At 72.8% G+C, this 16642-nt stretch carries 13 protein-coding genes and 1 pseudogene; 8 read left to right on the forward strand and 6 right to left on the reverse strand.

Going from position 1 to position 16642, the window contains the following annotated elements:
• Positions 1–15: 15 nt before the first annotated feature.
• On the reverse strand, positions 16–3162 hold the full coding sequence (gene ileS / locus ACL02O_RS29790; protein WP_412821504.1) for an isoleucine--tRNA ligase: 3147 nt from the start codon (positions 3160–3162) through the stop codon (positions 16–18).
• Between the two features lie 400 nt (positions 3163–3562).
• On the opposite strand from ileS, the gene ACL02O_RS29795 reads away from it, so the two are divergent.
• Genes ACL02O_RS29795 through ACL02O_RS29810 form a run of 4 tightly spaced genes read left to right on the forward strand, consistent with a single transcriptional unit; the run spans position 3563 to position 7217 of the window.
• Positions 3563–4579: an ArsR family transcriptional regulator gene (locus tag ACL02O_RS29795; protein ID WP_412821505.1), complete on the forward strand. Its 1017-nt coding sequence runs from the start codon at positions 3563–3565 to the stop codon at positions 4577–4579.
• Between the two features lie 60 nt (positions 4580–4639).
• Complete coding sequence (locus ACL02O_RS29800) at positions 4640–5650, forward strand: ABC transporter ATP-binding protein (protein ID WP_412821506.1); 1011 nt, start codon at positions 4640–4642, stop codon at positions 5648–5650.
• Positions 5647–6417 (forward strand): ABC transporter permease, encoded by a 771-nt coding sequence (locus tag ACL02O_RS29805; RefSeq protein ID WP_412821507.1) that lies wholly within the window; start codon positions 5647–5649, stop codon positions 6415–6417. Before ACL02O_RS29800 ends, ACL02O_RS29805 begins: the two co-directional genes overlap by 4 nt.
• Positions 6418–6428: 11 nt before the next feature.
• Positions 6429–7217: an ABC transporter permease gene (locus tag ACL02O_RS29810; protein ID WP_412821508.1), complete on the forward strand. Its 789-nt coding sequence runs from the start codon at positions 6429–6431 to the stop codon at positions 7215–7217.
• An 81-nt stretch (positions 7218–7298) separates the two neighbouring features.
• Here the strand turns inward: ACL02O_RS29810 and ACL02O_RS29815 are convergent.
• A pseudogene (locus ACL02O_RS29815) lies at positions 7299–8063 on the reverse strand (alkaline phosphatase D family protein); the annotation flags it as partial.
• Between the two features lie 185 nt (positions 8064–8248).
• Here ACL02O_RS29815 and ACL02O_RS29820 point away from each other — a divergent pair.
• Both ACL02O_RS29820 and sigJ read left to right on the forward strand, forming a co-directional pair.
• On the forward strand, positions 8249–8689 hold the full coding sequence (locus ACL02O_RS29820; RefSeq protein ID WP_412821509.1) for a carboxymuconolactone decarboxylase family protein: 441 nt from the start codon (positions 8249–8251) through the stop codon (positions 8687–8689).
• Positions 8686–9573 (forward strand): RNA polymerase sigma factor SigJ, encoded by an 888-nt coding sequence (gene sigJ, locus ACL02O_RS29825; protein ID WP_412821510.1) that lies wholly within the window; start codon positions 8686–8688, stop codon positions 9571–9573. Before ACL02O_RS29820 ends, sigJ begins: the two co-directional genes overlap by 4 nt.
• Positions 9574–9628: 55 nt before the next feature.
• On the opposite strand, the gene ndk is transcribed toward sigJ, so the two are convergent.
• Positions 9629–10054 (reverse strand): nucleoside-diphosphate kinase, encoded by a 426-nt coding sequence (gene ndk / locus ACL02O_RS29830; RefSeq protein ID WP_412821511.1) that lies wholly within the window; start codon positions 10052–10054, stop codon positions 9629–9631.
• Between the two features lie 144 nt (positions 10055–10198).
• Here ndk and ACL02O_RS29835 point away from each other — a divergent pair, with 144 nt between their 5' ends.
• Complete coding sequence (locus tag ACL02O_RS29835) at positions 10199–11446, forward strand: VOC family protein (protein ID WP_412821512.1); 1248 nt, start codon at positions 10199–10201, stop codon at positions 11444–11446.
• 27 nt (positions 11447–11473) lie between these two features.
• Here ACL02O_RS29835 and ACL02O_RS29840 read toward each other — a convergent pair whose 3' ends face one another.
• Genes ACL02O_RS29840 through ACL02O_RS29850 form a run of 3 tightly spaced genes read right to left on the reverse strand, consistent with a single transcriptional unit; the run spans position 11474 to position 15818 of the window.
• Complete coding sequence (locus tag ACL02O_RS29840) at positions 11474–11872, reverse strand: DUF4233 domain-containing protein (RefSeq protein WP_412821513.1); 399 nt, start codon at positions 11870–11872, stop codon at positions 11474–11476.
• Positions 11869–13203, reverse strand: coding sequence for a bifunctional folylpolyglutamate synthase/dihydrofolate synthase (locus tag ACL02O_RS29845; protein ID WP_412821514.1), 1335 nt, complete (start codon positions 13201–13203; stop codon positions 11869–11871). Before ACL02O_RS29845 ends, ACL02O_RS29840 begins: the two co-directional genes overlap by 4 nt.
• Positions 13200–15818, reverse strand: coding sequence for a valine--tRNA ligase (locus ACL02O_RS29850; protein WP_412821515.1), 2619 nt, complete (start codon positions 15816–15818; stop codon positions 13200–13202). Before ACL02O_RS29850 ends, ACL02O_RS29845 begins: the two co-directional genes overlap by 4 nt.
• Before the next feature lie 69 nt (positions 15819–15887).
• Between ACL02O_RS29850 and ACL02O_RS29855 the strand changes: the two genes are divergently transcribed.
• Complete coding sequence (locus ACL02O_RS29855; RefSeq protein ID WP_412821516.1) at positions 15888–16568, forward strand: hypothetical protein; 681 nt, start codon at positions 15888–15890, stop codon at positions 16566–16568.
• Positions 16569–16642 lie beyond the last annotated feature (74 nt).

Below are 16642 nucleotides of genomic sequence, written 5' to 3' on the forward strand. Positions count from 1 at the left end.
ACCACGGTCAACACCTCATACCCGCCGAACGGCGACCGTCACCCGCTCGCCCTCGCCGACCTCACCGGCGAAGCCGTCGACACCCTCGGCGAAGTCGACCGTGTCGGCCAGCACCTCCCGGGCCACGAAGTCGGTGTACGCGGCCACCGCCGCGCGCACCTCCTCCGACGCCGAGACCGACACCACGATCCGGTCCGAGACGTCCAGGTCGGCGTCCCGCCGGGCCTGCTGCACCACCCGGACCACGTCCCGGGCCAGCCCCTCGGCGGCCAGCTCCGGCGTGACCTCGGTGTCCAGCACGACCACGCCCTCACCGCCGGGCAGCGGCGCGGAGTGCTCGGCGTCGGCGGCGACCAGGCGCAGCTCGTACTCGCCCTCGGCCAGGGTGACCCCGGCGGCGACCGGAGCGCCGTCGACCAGCTCCCACTCGCCCGCCTTGACCGCCTTGATCACCTGCTGCACCGCCTTGCCGACCCGGGGGCCGAGCGCCCGCGGCACCACGGTCAGCACCTGCTGGCAGTACGCGGACACCTCGTCGGTGAGGACGACCTCCTTCACGTTGACCTCGTCGGCGACCAGGTCGGCGAAGGGCCGCAGCTGGGCGGCGACCGGCGAGGCCACGGTCAGCTTCGACAGCGGCAGCCGGACCCGCAGGCCCTTGGCCTTGCGCAGCGACAGCGCCGCCGAGGCGACCGCCCGGACGCCGTCCATCGCCGCGACGAGCTCGCGGTCGGCCGGGAACTCGTCCGCCGACGGCCAGTCGGTCAGGTGCACCGACCGCTCGCCGGTGAGGCCGCGCCAGATCTCCTCCGCGGTCAGCGGCGCGAGCGGCGCCACCACCCGGCAGAGCGTCTCCAGCACGGTCCACAGGGTGTCGAACGCCTCCGCGTCCCCGGACCAGAACCGGTCCCGCGAGCGGCGCACGTACCAGTTGGTCAGCGCGTCCAGGTAGGACCGGACGGTGGCGCAGGCGCCAGAGATGTCGTACGCCTCCATCTGCCCCTGGACCGTCGACACCAGCTCGTTCGTCTTCGCCAGCACGTACCGGTCGAGCACGTGGGTGGAGTCCACCCGCCGCGTCGCCCGGTACCCGTCGGCGTTGGCGTAGAGCGAGAAGAAGTACCAGACGTTCCAGAGCGGCAGCAGCACCTGACGCACCGCGTCCCGGATGCCCGACTCGGTCACCGACATGTCGCCGCCGCGCAGCACCGGCGAGGACATCAGCATCCAGCGCATCGCGTCCGACCCGTACGAGTCGAAGACGTGGTACACGTCCGGGTAGTTGCGCAGGCTCTTGGACATCTTGCGCCCGTCCGAGCCGAGCAGGATGCCGTGGCTGAGGCAGTTGCGGAACGCGGGACGGTCGAACAGCGCGGTGGCCAGCACGTGCATGGTGTAGAACCAGCCGCGGGTCTGTCCGATGTACTCGACGATGAAGTCGCCCGGATAGTGGTGCTCGAACCACTCCCGGTTCTCGAACGGGTAGTGCACCTGGGCGAACGGCATCGAGCCGGACTCGAACCAGCAGTCCAGCACCTCGGGCACCCGGCGCATCATCGACTTCCCGGTCGGGTCGTCCGGGTTGGGGCGGACCAGTTCGTCCACCGCCGGCCGGTGCAGGTCGGTCAGGCGTACGCCGAAGTCCCGCTCCAGGTCGGCCAGTGAGCCGTACACGTCGACCCGCGGGTAGTTCGGGTCGTCGGACTTCCACACCGGGATCGGCGAGCCCCAGAACCGGTTCCGGCTGATCGACCAGTCGCGGGCGTTGGCCAGCCACTTGCCGAACGAGCCGTCCTTGATGTGCCCCGGGGTCCAGTTGATCTCCTGGTTCAGCTCGACCATCCGGTCCTTGAACTTGGTCACCGCCACGAACCAGGAGGACACCGCCTTGTAGACCAGCGGGGTGTCGCAGCGCCAGCAGTGCGGGTACGAGTGGGTGTAGGTGTCCTGCTTGAGCACCACCCCCCGCTCCTTCAGCTCCCGGATCACCGGCTTGTTCACGTCGAAGACCTGCTCGCCCTGGTACGGCGGGACCAGCGCGGTGAACCGGGTGTGGTCGTCCACCGTGACGACGGTCGGGATGCCGGCCGCGTTGCAGGTGTTCTGGTCGTCCTCACCGAAGGCCGGGGCCAGGTGGACGATCCCGGTGCCGTCCTCGGTGGTGACGAACTCCGCGCCGAGCACCTGGTACGCGTTCTCCCCGGCCTGCTCGACCAGGAAGTCGTAGAGCGGGGTGTAGCGGCGGCCGACCAGGTCCCGGCCGTACACCGTGCCGACCTGCTCGTACCCCTCCAGCTCCTTGGCGTACGCGCCGAGCCGCGCGGCACCCACCACGTACCGGGAGCCGTCCCGCTCCAGCACCGCGTACTCGATGTCCGGCCCGACGGCGAGCGCCAGGTTCGACGGCAGCGTCCACGGCGTGGTGGTCCACACGCCGAGCCGCACCGGGCCACGCACCAGCTCGGGGGCCGACTCGTCCGCGGTCAGCTCGAACCAGACGCTCAGCGTCGGGTCGTGCCGGTCCTTGTAGACGTCGTCCATCCGGGTCTCGGTGTTCGACAGCGGGGTCTCGCACCGCCAGCAGTACGCCAGCACCCGGAAGCCCTCGTAGACCAGACCCTTGTCGTGCAGGGTCCGGAAGGCCCACATGACGCTTTCCATGTAGTCCAGGTCGAGCGTCTTGTAGTCGTTGGCGAAGTCGACCCAGCGGGCCTGCCGGGTGACGTACCGCTCCCAGTCCTGGGTGAACTCCAGCACCGAGGTGCGGCAGGCCTCGTTGAACCGGGCCACGCCGAGGTCGAGGATCTCCGCCTTGCTGGTGATGCCGAGCTGCTTCTCGGCCACCACCTCGGCCGGCAGGCCGTGGCAGTCCCAGCCGAACCGGCGCTCGACGTGCTTGCCGCGCATGGTCTGGTAGCGCGGCACCACGTCCTTGACGTACCCGGTGAAGAGGTGGCCGTAGTGCGGCAGGCCGTTGGCGAACGGCGGGCCGTCGTAGAAGACGTACTCGTTCTTGCCGTTCTCCCCGGCCGGGCGGGCCTCGACGCTGGCCTCGAAGGTCTTGTCGGCCGTCCAGTGTTCCAGGACCCGGCGCTCGACCGCGGGCAGGTCCGGGCTCGCCGGCACACCGGCGGCGGTCGGGTCGTGCAACGGATAGGCCATCGGGGGTCGCTCTCCTCAGCAGCTCACGGTCCGTGGGTCTGCGAGGACGAGCCCGTTCCCGGTACGCCTTCCGGCGCGCCCGGGGCAAGGCCCGCGGTACCACCCCGCTTGGCGGTCAAGGTGCGACCGCCCGCTCGTTGGCCGGCTGTGACGGGCCGTCCCGTCCGGTTCTACTGGGCCGGTCACCCGGCTGTTCTTCCGGAGGCTCGCCGGTGATGGCCGGGTCGTCGCCTGTGTGCCGTCAAGCGTACTCGACCACACCGCCGGCCCGCCCCCGAGTATCCGCGCGACGCGAGAGGAAGAGGCCCCGTCGGCGCCTCCGGTACGGGACGGGCCCCGGTTGACCGCACGGGCGGCGGCGGGAACGTGCCCGGCAGCGCCGCGCGGCTAGGCTGACCAGGTGATCCGGATCGAGTTGGACGAGCCCACGCTGGCCCGTACCCGGATCGCCATCAGCCCGCTCTGGGAGGTGCTGACCAGCCTCTACCTGCTCAAGCGCCATCCCGAGGAAGTGCCCTGGCCGTACACCGGGTGGGCCCGGCACGCCCGCCGGGTGCTGGCCGAGGTGCCCGCGACCGCAGCGCTGCGGCTGCTCACCGCCGACCCCCGCTCCCCCGACTTCCTCACCCCGATCCCGCCGTCGCCGGCCCCCAGCCTGGCCGAGGAGCTGGCCTTGTTGCGGGCCACCCCGGCCGATTTGATCGCCGAGCAGGTCTCCCGCTACCACGACCCGGGCAACCTGCCGGACTGGCTGCGGCCGTTCGTCACCGACCGGCAGGCCGCGCTGGACCGGCTCGCCGACAGCGTCCAGGCGTACTGGGACGCGGCGATCGCGCCCTGGTGGCCGGCGATGCGGGCGGCGCTCGACGAGGAGGTGCTGCACCGGGCCCGGGCGCTCGCCACGGACGGCCCCGACGCGCTCCTGGCCGACCTGCACGACCGGGTGCGTTGGGAGCGGCCGATGCTCACCCTGGCCAAGCCGTTGCAGCACAGTTTCCGGGCGGCCGACCAGCGGCTGCTGCTGATCCCGCTGATCTTCTCGCGGGGCGCGCTGGCCTGCTCCACCGACCACCCGGAGATCGTCGCGGTCTCCTACCAGGCCCGGGGCGCCGCCGTGCTGGCCGAGACCGGTCCCGTCCGACGGCCCGCCGGTGGGGACACCGACCGGCTGGCGGTCCTCGTCGGCCGGGGGCGGGCGCAGGTGCTGCGCGCCCTGGCCCGGCCGGCCACCACCGCCGGGCTCGCCGCCACCCTGGGGCTCGCCCCGAGCACCGTCTCGGAGCACCTCGCCACGCTGCTGGCCGCCGGCGTGGTGCACCGCCGCCGGGTGGGCCGGCGGGTGCTGTACGGCCTGGAACCCGCCGGCCTGGCCCTGGTCACCCTGATCGGAGCCGAGTCGACGACCGCCTCCGCCTGAGGATTCGGCCCACACCGAATTCGTTTCCCCGGGCCGCCGCTCGTCCCTAGATTCCCGGTAATGAGCGAATACGCGATCGAGGCGGCCGGGCTGCGCCGCACCTACCGCAGCCGGACGGGATGGCTACGACCCCAGCGCCGGGAGGTGGAGGCGGTCCGCGGCGTCGACCTGACGGTCGGCAACGGGGAGCTGTTCGGCCTGCTGGGACCGAACGGCGCCGGGAAGACGACCACCATCAAGCTGCTGAACACGCTGCTCATCCCGACCGCCGGCACCGCCCGGATCTGCGGCCACGACGTGGTCACGCAGACCCGGGAGGTACGCCGGCGGATCGGTTACGTCTTCGGCGGCGACCGGGGCCTCTACGACCGGCTCTCCGCCCTGGACAACCTGCGCTACTTCGCCGAGCTGTACGGCGTGCCGGGACGGGAGCAGAAGCGGCGCATCGCCGAGCTGCTGGAGCTGGTCCGGCTCGCCGGCCGGGAGCACGAACGGGTGGAGGGCTATTCCCGGGGCATGCGGCAGCGCCTGCACATCGCCCGGGGCCTGCTGCACCGGCCGCAGGTGCTGTTCCTCGACGAACCGTCCATCGGGGTGGACCCGGTGGCCGCCCGGGAGCTGCGGCAGACCGTCGCCGACCTGGCCGCCACCGGCACGACCGTGCTGCTGACCACCCACTACATGGCCGAGGCCGACGAGCTCTGCGACCGGATCGCGGTCATCGCCGCCGGCATCATCCAGGCCCTCGGCACCCCCGCCGAGCTGCGGCACCACGCCGACGGCCGGCAGGTGCTGGAGGTCGAGGCGTACGGGGTGACCGACGCTCAGCTCGCGGCGATCCACGCCCTGCCCGGGGTCCGCGAGGCGAGCGTGACGGTCACCGGCGCGGCCCAGGTGCTGACGGTGCAGTCCGACGCGGGGGTGGACGTGCAGGCGGACGTGCTGCGCGAGCTGGACGGGGTCCGGCTGGGTCGGGTCAGCGCCCGCCGGCCCACGCTGGAGGACGCGTACGTGGCGATCGTCAACCGGGTCGACACCCCGGCCCGGCCGGTCGAGGCGGTGCCGGCGTGAACCTGCTGCGCATGATCGGGGTGGGTCTGCTGCTGCACACCAAGCAGCTCAGCCGCTCCTCGTTCGAGATCGCCACCGCGCTGATCGTCCCGGTGGTGCAGGCGACCCTGGCGGTGTACCTGTTCCGGGCCGGCGGCGAGCCGGGCCGCCTGCTGGAGGCGGCGGTCGGGGCCGGGCTGATGGGGGTCTGGTCGTCGGTGCTCTTCGGCTCCGGCGGCGCCATCCAGCGGCAACGCTGGCAGGGCACGCTGGAAATGATCATGTTGGCGCCCCGTCCACCGGCGCTGATGATCCTGCCGATCACCCTGGCCACCGCGGTCACCGGCACGTACGCCATGCTCGCCACCCTGCTCTGGGGCCGGCTGCTCTACGGCGTACCGCTGGACTTCGCGCACCCGCTGCTCTTCCTGGTCGCGGTCCCCGGCTGCATCCTCGGGCTGGGGATGTTCGGCCTGCTGCTCGCCTCCACGTTCGTGCTGATGCGCAACGCCAACGCGCTGACCAACACGCTGGAGTACCCGATCTGGCTGGTCTCCGGGATGCTCGTGCCGCTCACCGTGCTGCCCGGCTGGACCGGCCCGATCGCCGCCGCGCTGCCCACCACCTGGGGCGCCCGCGCGGTGCAGGAGGCGGCCAGCGGCGGGCCGGTCTGGCCCGCCCTCGGCGTCTGCCTGGCGATCAGCGCCGGCTGCCTGGTCGCCGGCGCGTTGATGATGACCTACGTCGAGCGACGGGCCCGCGCCGCGGCGACCCTCGCGCTGGCCTGAGGGGGACGACGATGACCGCACTCTTCCGGCTGGTCGGCACCGGCGGCGTGATCGCCTACCGGGCCCTGTTCAACTGGACCACCCCGGCGATGTTCATCGGGTCGCTGCTGGTCGGTCCGATCTTCCAGCTGCTCTTCTTCGCGTACCTGGGCCGGCAGCTCGGGGTCGCCGACGACCGGTTCTACATCGTCGGCAACGCGGTGCTGGCCGCCTCGCTCTCCTGCGTCTTCGGCGGCACCATGGCGGTCGCCAACGAGCGGCGCTTCGGCACCCTCGGGCACGTGCTGCTCTCCCCGCGCAGCCGCACCGCCGTCTTCCTCGGCCGGGTCCTCCCGTACGCCGGGAACGGCCTGCTCATCGCGGTGAGCACGCTGACCGTCGGGTCGCTGCTGCTCGGCCTGCGGATGCCGTCGCAGGCCCTGCCGGCGCTGCTGGCGACGCTGGCGGTGGCGGCGCTGTCCTGCGGGTTCTTCGGCCTCACCCTGGGTGCGCTGGGTCTGCGGTTCCGGGACGTCTGGGTGGTCTCCAACGTCTCGGTGGCGCTGCTGCTCCTGCTCACCGGCGTGAACGTGCCCGCCGTCGGGCTGCCCGGCTGGATGCGCGCGGTGGGCGAGGCGCTACCCATCACCCACGCCGTGCAGGCCGCCCGCCGGCTCGCGGCCGGCGAGGGCTTCGCGGCGGCGGCCCCCGCACTCGCCGCCGAAGCCGCCGTCGGCCTCGGCTACGCGGTCCTGGCCGCCGCCCTCCTGAAGCTCTTCGAAGCCGAATCCCGCCGAACCGCCTCCCTCGACACCATGTGACCCCACCCAGCCCCCGTTGACCATGAGGTTGGCGGCACTTCCCGAGATCAACCTCGCCGCCAACCTCATGGTCGTCCGGGGCTAGCGGGGGGCCGGGAGGGTCGTGGTCCAGAGCGAGGCGCCCGCGCGGTCGCGCAGGTGCACCGTCAGGTCGCCGGAGTCGCCGTCGATGGAGACCTCCCCGAAGTGCTGGAAGCCCTCGGCGGGAGAGGTGTTGGCGCGCGGCGGGGCGTGGGTGAACACCGCCTGCGGGCCGAACGTGCCGTCCAGCGCGTCCGGGCCGAACGCGCCGGCGTGCGCCGGCCCGGAGACGAACTCCCAGAACGGACTGAAGTCGCCGACCGCCGCCCGCGCCGGGTCGTAGTAGTGCGCGGCGGTGTAGTGCACGTCGGCGGTGAGGAAGACGATGCCGGTGACCCCGGCCGAGTGTGCGGCCCGCAGCACCTCGGCGAACTCCAGCTCCCGGCCGGCCGGCGCGCCGGGGTCGCCCTGCGCCACCCCCTCCTGCGCGCCGGGACCGTCCGGCACCACCAGACCGAGCGGCAGGTCGTTGGCGATCACCTTCCAGGTCGCCCGGGACCGGGTCAGCTCGCGGATCAGCCACTCCCGCTGCTCGCGGCCGAGCAGGCCGCGCCCCGGGTCGGCGTACGTGTTGCCGTCGTTGGCGTCCTTGTACGTGCGCATGTCGAGGACGAAGACGTCCAGCAGCGGCCCGTACGGCAGCCGGCGGTAGAGCGGCCCGCCGGCGGCCACCGGCAGCCACTCGTGGAACGCCTGCCGGGCCCGCGCGGCGAGCACGTCCACCCGCTTCTCGGTGTACCGGTCGTCGGTGAGGATCTCCCATGGCGCCCGACGGCCGTCCGCCCCTAGCGTGAGCACCGCAGCACCGGCCGGCCCGGGAAGCTGTCCGGCCCGATCCCCCCAGGACGCGCCGGACAGCTCCCCGTGTCGGCCGTCACACCCTCTCGTCGTCACGCCGGGCCGGGCCGTTTCCGTCGTACCGGCGTACGAACGACGACGAGGAGGACGGGATGAGCCGGATCAACATGGCGGCGGTGGTGCCCGAGGCGTACCAGGCGGTGCTCGGGCTGGAGAAGTACCTCCACGCCAACCTGGACCACACCGTGCTGGAGCTGGTGAAGCTGCGGGCGTCGATGCTCAACGGCTGCGCGTTCTGCGTGGACATGCACAGCCGGGACGCGCTCGCGGCCGGGGAGTCCAGCCGGCGGCTGTTCGCGGTGGCGGCGTGGCGGGAGGCGCCGTTCTTCGACGAGCGGGAGCGGACCGCGCTGGCGCTGACCGACGCGGTCACCCGGCTCGGCCAGCACGGCGTGCCGGACGAGGTGTGGGACTCCGCCGCGAAGGTCTGGTCGGAGAAGGAACTGGCCGACCTGGTCGTCGCGATCGCCACAATCAACGTGTGGAATCGGATCGCGGTGACCAGCCAGGCACAGCCGCCGACCGAGGAGTGACCCTCTCGGCGGCGACGCAGGCGGCCGGTGCGCTCACTGCGCACCGGCCGATGCTGCTCGGGCTGGCCTACCGGCTGCTCGGCAGCCTGCACGACGCCGAGGACGTGCTCCAGGAGGCGTACCTGCGCTGGCTCGACGTCGACCGGGAGTCGGTCGCCGAGCCCCGCCGGTACCTGTCCCGGGTGGTCACCCGGCTGGCGCTGGACCGGCTGCGGGCCCGGCAGGCCGCCCGGGAGACGTACGTCGGCCCGTGGCTGCCCGAGCCGGTGCCCACCGACCCGTCGCCGTTCGGGCCGCTGGACAGCGTCGAACTGCGCGACTCGCTCTCCACCGCCCTGCTGCACCTGCTGGAACGGCTCACCCCGCCGGAGCGGGCGGTGTACGTCCTGCACACCGCCTTCGCCCTGCCGTACGCCGAGATCGCCGAACTGCTGGACCGGTCCGCGGCGGACTGTCGCCAGCTGCAGCACCGGGCAGCGGCCCGGCTCGCCGACGAACGCCGGCGTTTCACCGCCGAACCGGCCGAGCAGAAGCGGCTGCTGGACGCCTTCCTCGCCGCCGCCCACGAGGGCGACCTGGCCCGGCTCACCGACCTGGTCGCCGCCGACGCCACCGCGTGGAGCGACGGCGGCGGGCGGGTCAGCGCGGCCCGCAACCCGGTCCACGGGGCGGACCGCATCGCCCGGTTCTTCGCCGGCATCTACGGCCGCCGCGGCCGGCCCGGCGTGGCGGCCGAGCCGGTCGAGCTGAACGGCGCCCCCGCGCTGCTGCTGACCTGGCCGACCGGCGTGCGCTACACGCTCGCCCTCACCGCCACCGACGGGCGCATCACCGGCCTCTACCTGGTCGGAAACCCCGACAAGCTGACCCGCCTACCCGGCTGAGCACGCACGACGGCCCCGCCCCGGCAAGCGGGACGGGGCCGTCGGTGCGACGAGGTCAGCCCAGCGCGGGGAACCAGAGCGCGATCTCGCGCTTGGCGCTGTCGGCCGAGTCGGAGGCGTGCACCAGGTTCTCCCGATTGGAGAGGGAGAGGTCGCCCCGGATGGTGCCGGCGGCGGCCTTGCGGCCGTCGGTGCTGCCGATCATCCCGCGCACCACCTCGATCACCTGGTCGCCGGAGAGCACCAGGGCCACCAGCGGACCGCCGGTCATGAACGCCTTCAGCGGCGGGTAGAACGGCTTGTCCACGTGCTCCGCGTAGTGCTGGTCGGCGAAGTCGCCGTCCAGGGTCCGCGTCTCCATGGCGTCGATCCGCAGGCCCTTGCGCTCGAAACGGGAGATGATCTCGCCGACCAGGCCGCGGCGGACCGCGTCGGGCTTGATCAGTACGAGCGTGCGCTCGTCCGGGCTGCTGCTGGACACGCTGGGTTCCTCCTGTGCGCGGAAGCGGGTCGGGCTGGGTACGGTCAGCGTAGCGACCCGGTCCCGGCGCCAGGTCGGCGGCCGCTCTTTCCCTCGGTCGCCGGTCCGGCCTAGCCTGGCCCTGGAACCCCTGGGAGGTCCACTGTGGCGAATGGCGGGAACCGAACCATCGCGCCGGTGCGCAAGCTCATCGGCGCGGTGCTGGGCACTGTGGCGACCTTCATCGTGCTGTTCGGGCTGGGGATGACGAGCTGGGCAATCGTGGCGCTCGGCGTTGCGCTGCTCGTGCTGGCAATCGCCCTGGCCACCATCCGCGGCGGCGGGCGCACCTGGGTGGTGGGGCTGGGCCACGTGCACAGCGCCTCCGAGCCGCCCACGCAGTACGCCTTCGGCCGCTGCGAGCTGCAACTGGTGATCGACGCGCCGGGGCTACCACCCCGGTCCAAGAAGATCATCGAGCCTCGGGTCCCGGTCGCCAAGTGGCCGTCGCTGGGCCAGGCCCTGCCCGTCCGGGTCGCCCTCGACGACCAGCGGCACGTCCGCGTGCTCTGGGACGAGGTGCCCACCCACGCCGAGAACGCCACCGCGGTCGCCGACCTCCCGCCGGAGTACGCCGGCCCGGACCCGGCCGAGGAGGTGCTGATCGCGCAGGAGGCCCCGCCGTGGGCCGACCGGGCCCCGGAGGACGATTTCCGGGAGGACTTCCCGCCCGCGCCGGACCCCCTCCTCGACGACGTCGGTGGGCAGCCCGAGGAGCGCGAGCCGGTCGTGGTGCACCAGCGTCCCGGCGGCCCCAGGGTGCTGGAGGGCGAACTGGTCGAACCGATGACGGCCAGCCAGCTGCCCCGCCGCGCCCCGGCCCCGCGCGCGCCCGCCGAGGAGCGGTTCGACACGGCGCCGGCCGAGGCGGTCGACGTCCCGCTGGACGAGCCGACCGCCGGGGCGGCCCCGAGCCCGGAGGAGCTGGACGAGGCCATCTTCGGCGTGGCCGGCGACGAGCCCGCCGAGATGGCCGGCAGCCCGATCAGCGGCGTCGGGATCACCCTGCTCGTCACCGACCTGGCCCGGTCCCTCGACTTCTACCGCGACCTCGGCTTCGAGGAGTTGGACCGGGGTGCCGGCAACGCCGTCCTCGCCTCCGGGCCGACCCGGCTGGTGTTGCGTGAGGTCACCGAGGCCGCCCCGATCAGCCGCCGGCTGGTCCACGTCAACCTCGAGGTCGACGACATCCAGGCCGCTTACCAGCGGTTACGCGACTCCGGCGTCCGGTTCACCTACCCCCCGCGCGTGGTGAACCGGGGCACCAAGCTGGAGGTGTGGGCGGCCGCCTTCAAAGACCCGGACGGGCACGGCGTGGCACTCACCCAGTGGCGCAGCCTCGCCGACGCCTGAGCCCCGCCGCCGGGCGACGGCGGCCGGTCACTCGAGGATGACCCGCCGCACGTGCAGCGCGTACGCCCACACCAGGGCGAACATGACGCCCAGCACGAACAGCGACCAGTGCAGCAGCCCGGAGAGCAGCAACAGGCCCTGTAGGACGGTGCCCGCGTGCCAGGCCCAGGGCCGCTTCATCTGGCCGGCCAGCAGTACGCAGGCGACCGCCAGCGCCACGATCGCGGCGATGGCGGCGCCGCCGAGGTGCCCGCCGACCACCCGGATCGGCTGGATCGCCAGCAGTAGCACCAGCGCCTCCAGCGCGAGGGTGCCGGCGCCCAGCCCGCGGGCGGCCCGCTGGGGGTCGCGCAACCCGGACCGCCGCTGCCGCGGCGCCTCGCCGTCGGTCCGGACCTCCTGGTCCGGACCCTCCGGGCCGGTCATCGCTTGAGCAGCCGGCGGGCGTCGGCCACGGTCACCACCGACCCGGTGATCAGCACCCCGACCCCGGCCAACTCGCCCGGGACGTCGGACTCGGCCTCGGCGACGGCGGACTCGATGGCGTCCGGCATCTCCTCGGCGACCTGCACCCGCTCCGGGCCGAAGACCTCCCGGGCCAACGCGGCCAGCTCGTCGACGGGCATCGCCCGGGGCGAGCTGTTGCGGGTGACGACGATCGAGTCGAGCACCGGCTCGAGCAGCTCCAGCAGGCTGGCCGCGTCCTTGTCGCCGAGCACGGCGAGCACGCCGACCAGTTTGCTGAACGCGAACTCCTCCTGGAGCGCGGTGACCGTGGCGGCCATTCCGTGCGGGTTGTGCGCGCCGTCGAGCAGGATGGTCGGGGCGGTCCGCACCTTCTCCAGCCGCCCCGGCGAGCTGGCGGCGGCGAAGCCCTCCCGGACCGCCTCGATGTCGAGCTGCCGCCGCGCCCCGGCCCCGAGGAACGCCTCCACGGCGGCGAGCGCCACCGCCGCGTTCTGCGCCTGGTGGGCACCGTGCAGCGGGATGAAGATCTCCTCGTACACCCCGCCCAGACCCTGGATGGTGAGCACCTGGCCGCCGACGGCGACCGCCCGGCGCAGCACGCCGAACTCGGAGCCCTCCCGGGCGATGGTGGCACCGACCTCGGCGCAGCGCTCCAGGATCGGCCGGGCGGCCTCCTCCTCCTGCGCCGCCGCGATCACCGTGGCGCCCTTGTGGATGATGCCCGCCTTGTGCAGCGCGATGTCCTCGATGGTGTCGCCGAGCCACTCGGTGTGGTCCAGCCCGATCGGGGTCAGTACCGCCACCCCGGCCTGGATCACGTTGGTCGCGTCCTCCGCGCCGCCGAGCCCCACCTCGACCACCGCGACGTCGACCGGCGCGTCGGCGAACGTGGCGAACGCCAGCGCGGTGGTCATGTCGAAGTAGGTCAGCGGCTCGGCGGAGCGCTGGTCGACCAGCTCGGCCAGCGGTGCCACCTCCCGATAGGTGGCGACGAAGCGCTCCTCGCCGACCGGCTCGCCGTCGAGGCTGATCCGCTCCCGGACGGTCTCCAGGTGCGGGCTGGTGTAGCGGCCGGTGTGCAACCCGAACGCCCGCAGCAGCGAGTCGATCATCCGGGCTGTGGAGGTCTTGCCGTTCGTCCCGGTCAGGTGGATCGACGGGTACGCCCGCTGCGGGCTGCCGAGCAGGTCGAGCAGGGTCTCGATCTTTTCCAGGTCGAAGTGCATGCGGGTGAAGCCGCGCGCGTTGAGCGCGGCCTCCACCTCGGCGAATTCGGTGCGGTCGGTCACGAGGGCAGCGCCTCCAGAGCAGCGTCGATTCGGACCAGGTCCGCCTCGGCGACCACGAGGCGCTCCCGGATCTTGGCGACCACGTGCTCGGGCGCCTTGCCGACGAACGCCGGGTTGTCCAGCTTCGCCCGCGCCTGCGCGACCTCCTTCTCGGCGGCCGCCCGGTCCTTGGTGAGCCGGGCCCGCTCGGCGGCGACGTCGATCGAGCCCCGGGTGTCCAGCGCGACGCTCACCTCGCCCGGCATGGCGAGGGTGGCGCTGGCCTGGAAGTCGTCCCCGGCCGCGTCGAGCCGGACCAGCGACCGGATCAGCGGCTCGTGCGCGGCGATGCCCGCGCCGGCGAGGCCGTCCAGCCGGGCCGCCACCCGCTGGGTCGGACGCAGCCCCTGGTCCGAGCGGAACCGGCGGATCTCGGTCACCACCCGCTGCAGGGTGCCGACCTCGCTCTCCGCGGCGTCGTCGACGACAGTACGGTCGGCCATTGGCCAGGCCGCCTTCATCACCGTCTGCCCGCCGGTGAGCGCGCTCCACAGCTCCTCGGTGACGAACGGGATGACCGGGTGCAGCAGCCGCAGCAGTTGGTCCAGCACGTGCCCGAGCACCCGCCGGGTGGCCTCGGCGGCCGGGCCGCCCTCGGCGAGCACCGGCTTGCTCAGCTCCACGTACCAGTCGCAGACGTCGTCCCAGGCGAAGTGGTACAGCAGGTCGCACACCTTGGCGAACTCGTACGCCTCGAACTGCTCGTCCACCTCGGCGGTGACGTGCGCCAGCCGGGACAGGATCCAGCGGTCGACGGTCGACAGCGTGCCCGCCCCGGGCAGCGGCCCGTCGGTGTGCGCGCCGTTCAGCAACGCGAACCGGGTGGCGTTCCAGAGCTTGTTGCAGAAGTTGCGGGAGCCCTGGCACCACTCCTCGCTGACCGGCACGTCCTGGCCGGGGTTGGCGCCGCGGGCCAGGGTGAACCGGGTGGCGTCGGCGCCGAACCGGTCGATCCAGTCCAGCGGGTCCACCACGTTCCCGAACGACTTCGACATCTTCTTGCCGTGCTCGTCGCGGACCATGCCGTGCAGGGCGACCACGTCGAACGGCTGGACGCCGTCCATCGCGTACAGGCCGAACATCATCATCCGGGCGACCCAGAAGAAGAGGATGTCGTAGCCGGTGACCAGCACGCTGGTCGGGTAGAACTTCGCCAGGTCCGGGGTCTGCTCGGGCCAGCCCAGGGTGGAGAACGGCCACAGGCCGCTGGAGAACCAGGTGTCGAGGACGTCCTCGTCCTGCCGCCAGCCCTCGCCGGTCGGCGGCTGCTCGTCGGGACCGACGCAGACGATCTCGCCGTCCGGGCCGTACCACACCGGGATGCGGTGGCCCCACCAGAGCTGCCGCGAGATGCACCAGTCGTGCATGTTGTCGACCCAGGCGAAGTAGCGCTTGGCCAGCTCGGCCGGCTCGATCTTCACCCGGCCGTCGCGGACCGCGTCGCCGGCGGCCTTGGCCAGCGGGGCGGTGTTGACGAACCACTGCAGCGACAGCCGCGGCTCGACCGTGGTCTTGCACCGCGAGCAGTGCCCGACCGCGTGCACGTAGGGCCGCTTCTCGGCAACGATCAGGCCCTGCTCGCGCAGCGCCGCGACGATCGCCGGCCGGGCCTCGTACCGGTCCAGGCCCTCGAACGGTCCCGGCGCGGTGATGATGCCCCGCTCGTCCATGATCGTCAGGGCCGGCAGGTCGTGCCGCTGGCCGATCTCGAAGTCGTTCGGGTCGTGCGCCGGGGTCACCTTGACCATGCCGGTGCCGAAGCTGGGGTCGACGTGCGGGTCGGCCACGATCGGGATCCGCCGGTCGGTGAGCGGCAGGGCCACCTCGGTGCCGATGAGGTGCTGGTACCGCTCGTCGTCCGGGTGCACCGCGACGGCGGTGTCGCCGAGCATGGTCTCGGCCCGGGTGGTGGCCACCACGACCTCGTCGCTGTAGCGGATCGAGATCAGCTCACCCTCGTCGTCGGTGTGCTCCACCTCGATGTCCGACAGCGCGGTGAGGCAGCGCGGGCACCAGTTGATGATCCGGTTCGCCCGGTAGATCAGGCCGTCGTCGAAGAGCTTCTTGAACATGGTCTGGACGGCGCGGGACAGACCCTCGTCCATGGTGAAGCGCTCGCGGTCCCAGTCGACCGCGTCGCCGAGGCGCCGCATCTGGCCCAGAATCGCGCCGCCGGACTCGGCCTTCCACTGCCAGACCCGCTCGACGAACTTCTCCCGGCCCAGGTCGTGCCGGGACAGGCCCTCGCCGGCGAGCTGCCGCTCCACCAGGTTCTGGGTGGCGATGCCGGCGTGGTCCATGCCGGGCAGCCAGAGCGCCTCGTAGCCCTGCATCCGCTTGCGCCGGCTCAGCGCGTCCATCAGGGTGTGCTCGAATGCGTGGCCCATGTGCAGCGAGCCGGTCACGTTCGGTGGCGGGATGACGATGGTGAAGGGGGGCTTGTCGCTGTCCGCCGAAGCCCGGAAGTGGCCGGCGGCTACCCACTGCTCGTACCGTCGCTGCTCTACCTCGCCGGGCTGGTACTGGCCGGCAAGGGTCGGGGCGTCGGGGCGTCGGGCGTCCAGTCTCTCGGTCACCCTGAAAGTCTACGGAGCGCTTTCGAAGACCCGACGTGCGCCACCTCCTGTTCGCGTACGGTGGCGGACATGTCCGACGCACATCTCACCGAGCGCCCGGTCGACGACGGCTCCGAGCCCGTCGATCTGACCGACGAGCCGATCCGCCTGAGCCGCCGCGACCCGGCGCTGGAGCCTGAGCCGGCCCGCCCGGCCTCACGCCGGCGCCGGATCGCCCTCGGCGCCGCGCTGGTCGTCGGCCTCGCCGGTCTCGGTGCGCTCGGCGTCGGCGGCTGGCGGGTCCTGGCGCAGAAGGACACCTCGCTGAACCCGCCGGTGAAGGTCGCCGGGCTGACCCGGGACGACAGCGAGCGGGCCCGGACGACCGCGGACTACCTCCGCGACGGCCTCGCCGCCGACATCGACCTGGACCGGACCTTCGGCACGGTCTACGGAGACCCGGCGGACGCGAAGCGGTCGGTGCTCATCTTCGGCGGCACGACCCTGCTCTGGCAGCCGGAGCGCGACCTGGACAGCCTCTTCGGGCTGATGGCGGACGACACCGGCAAGGTCACCGCTCTCCGCGAGGTGAACGCCGGACGGCTGGGCGGCGTGATGAAGTGCGGCACGACCGGCGGTGACGGCGGCGACTTCGCGGTGTGCGGCTGGGCCGACCACGGCAGCGTGGTGATGGCGATGTTCCCGGGCCGGTCCGTCGACGATTCCGCCACGCTGTTCCGCCAGCTGCGCGAGGCCGTCCAGCGCCGCTGAGTTCTCTGCTTTGCCTCCTGCGGGGTCGCCGCCGCCTGGCTGGCGGCGTTTCCCGCGGGACCGCATTTGACGGG

This window comes from Micromonospora mangrovicola (assembly GCF_047200535.1).
GTDB lineage: Bacteria > Actinomycetota > Actinomycetes > Mycobacteriales > Micromonosporaceae > Micromonospora.

Excerpts from the sequence above, each read along its gene's own strand:
- ileS (WP_412821504.1), bottom strand. The coding sequence starts at position 3,162 with ATGGCCTATCCGTTGCACGACCCGACCGCCGCCGGTGTGCCGGCGAGC.
- ACL02O_RS29800 (WP_412821506.1), top strand. The coding sequence starts at position 4,640 with ATGAGCGAATACGCGATCGAGGCGGCCGGGCTGCGCCGCACCTACCGC.
- ACL02O_RS29810 (WP_412821508.1), top strand. The coding sequence starts at position 6,429 with ATGACCGCACTCTTCCGGCTGGTCGGCACCGGCGGCGTGATCGCCTAC.
- ACL02O_RS29820 (WP_412821509.1), top strand. The coding sequence starts at position 8,249 with ATGAGCCGGATCAACATGGCGGCGGTGGTGCCCGAGGCGTACCAGGCG.
- ACL02O_RS29840 (WP_412821513.1), bottom strand. The coding sequence starts at position 11,872 with ATGACCGGCCCGGAGGGTCCGGACCAGGAGGTCCGGACCGACGGCGAG.
- ACL02O_RS29855 (WP_412821516.1), top strand. The coding sequence starts at position 15,888 with ATGTCCGACGCACATCTCACCGAGCGCCCGGTCGACGACGGCTCCGAG.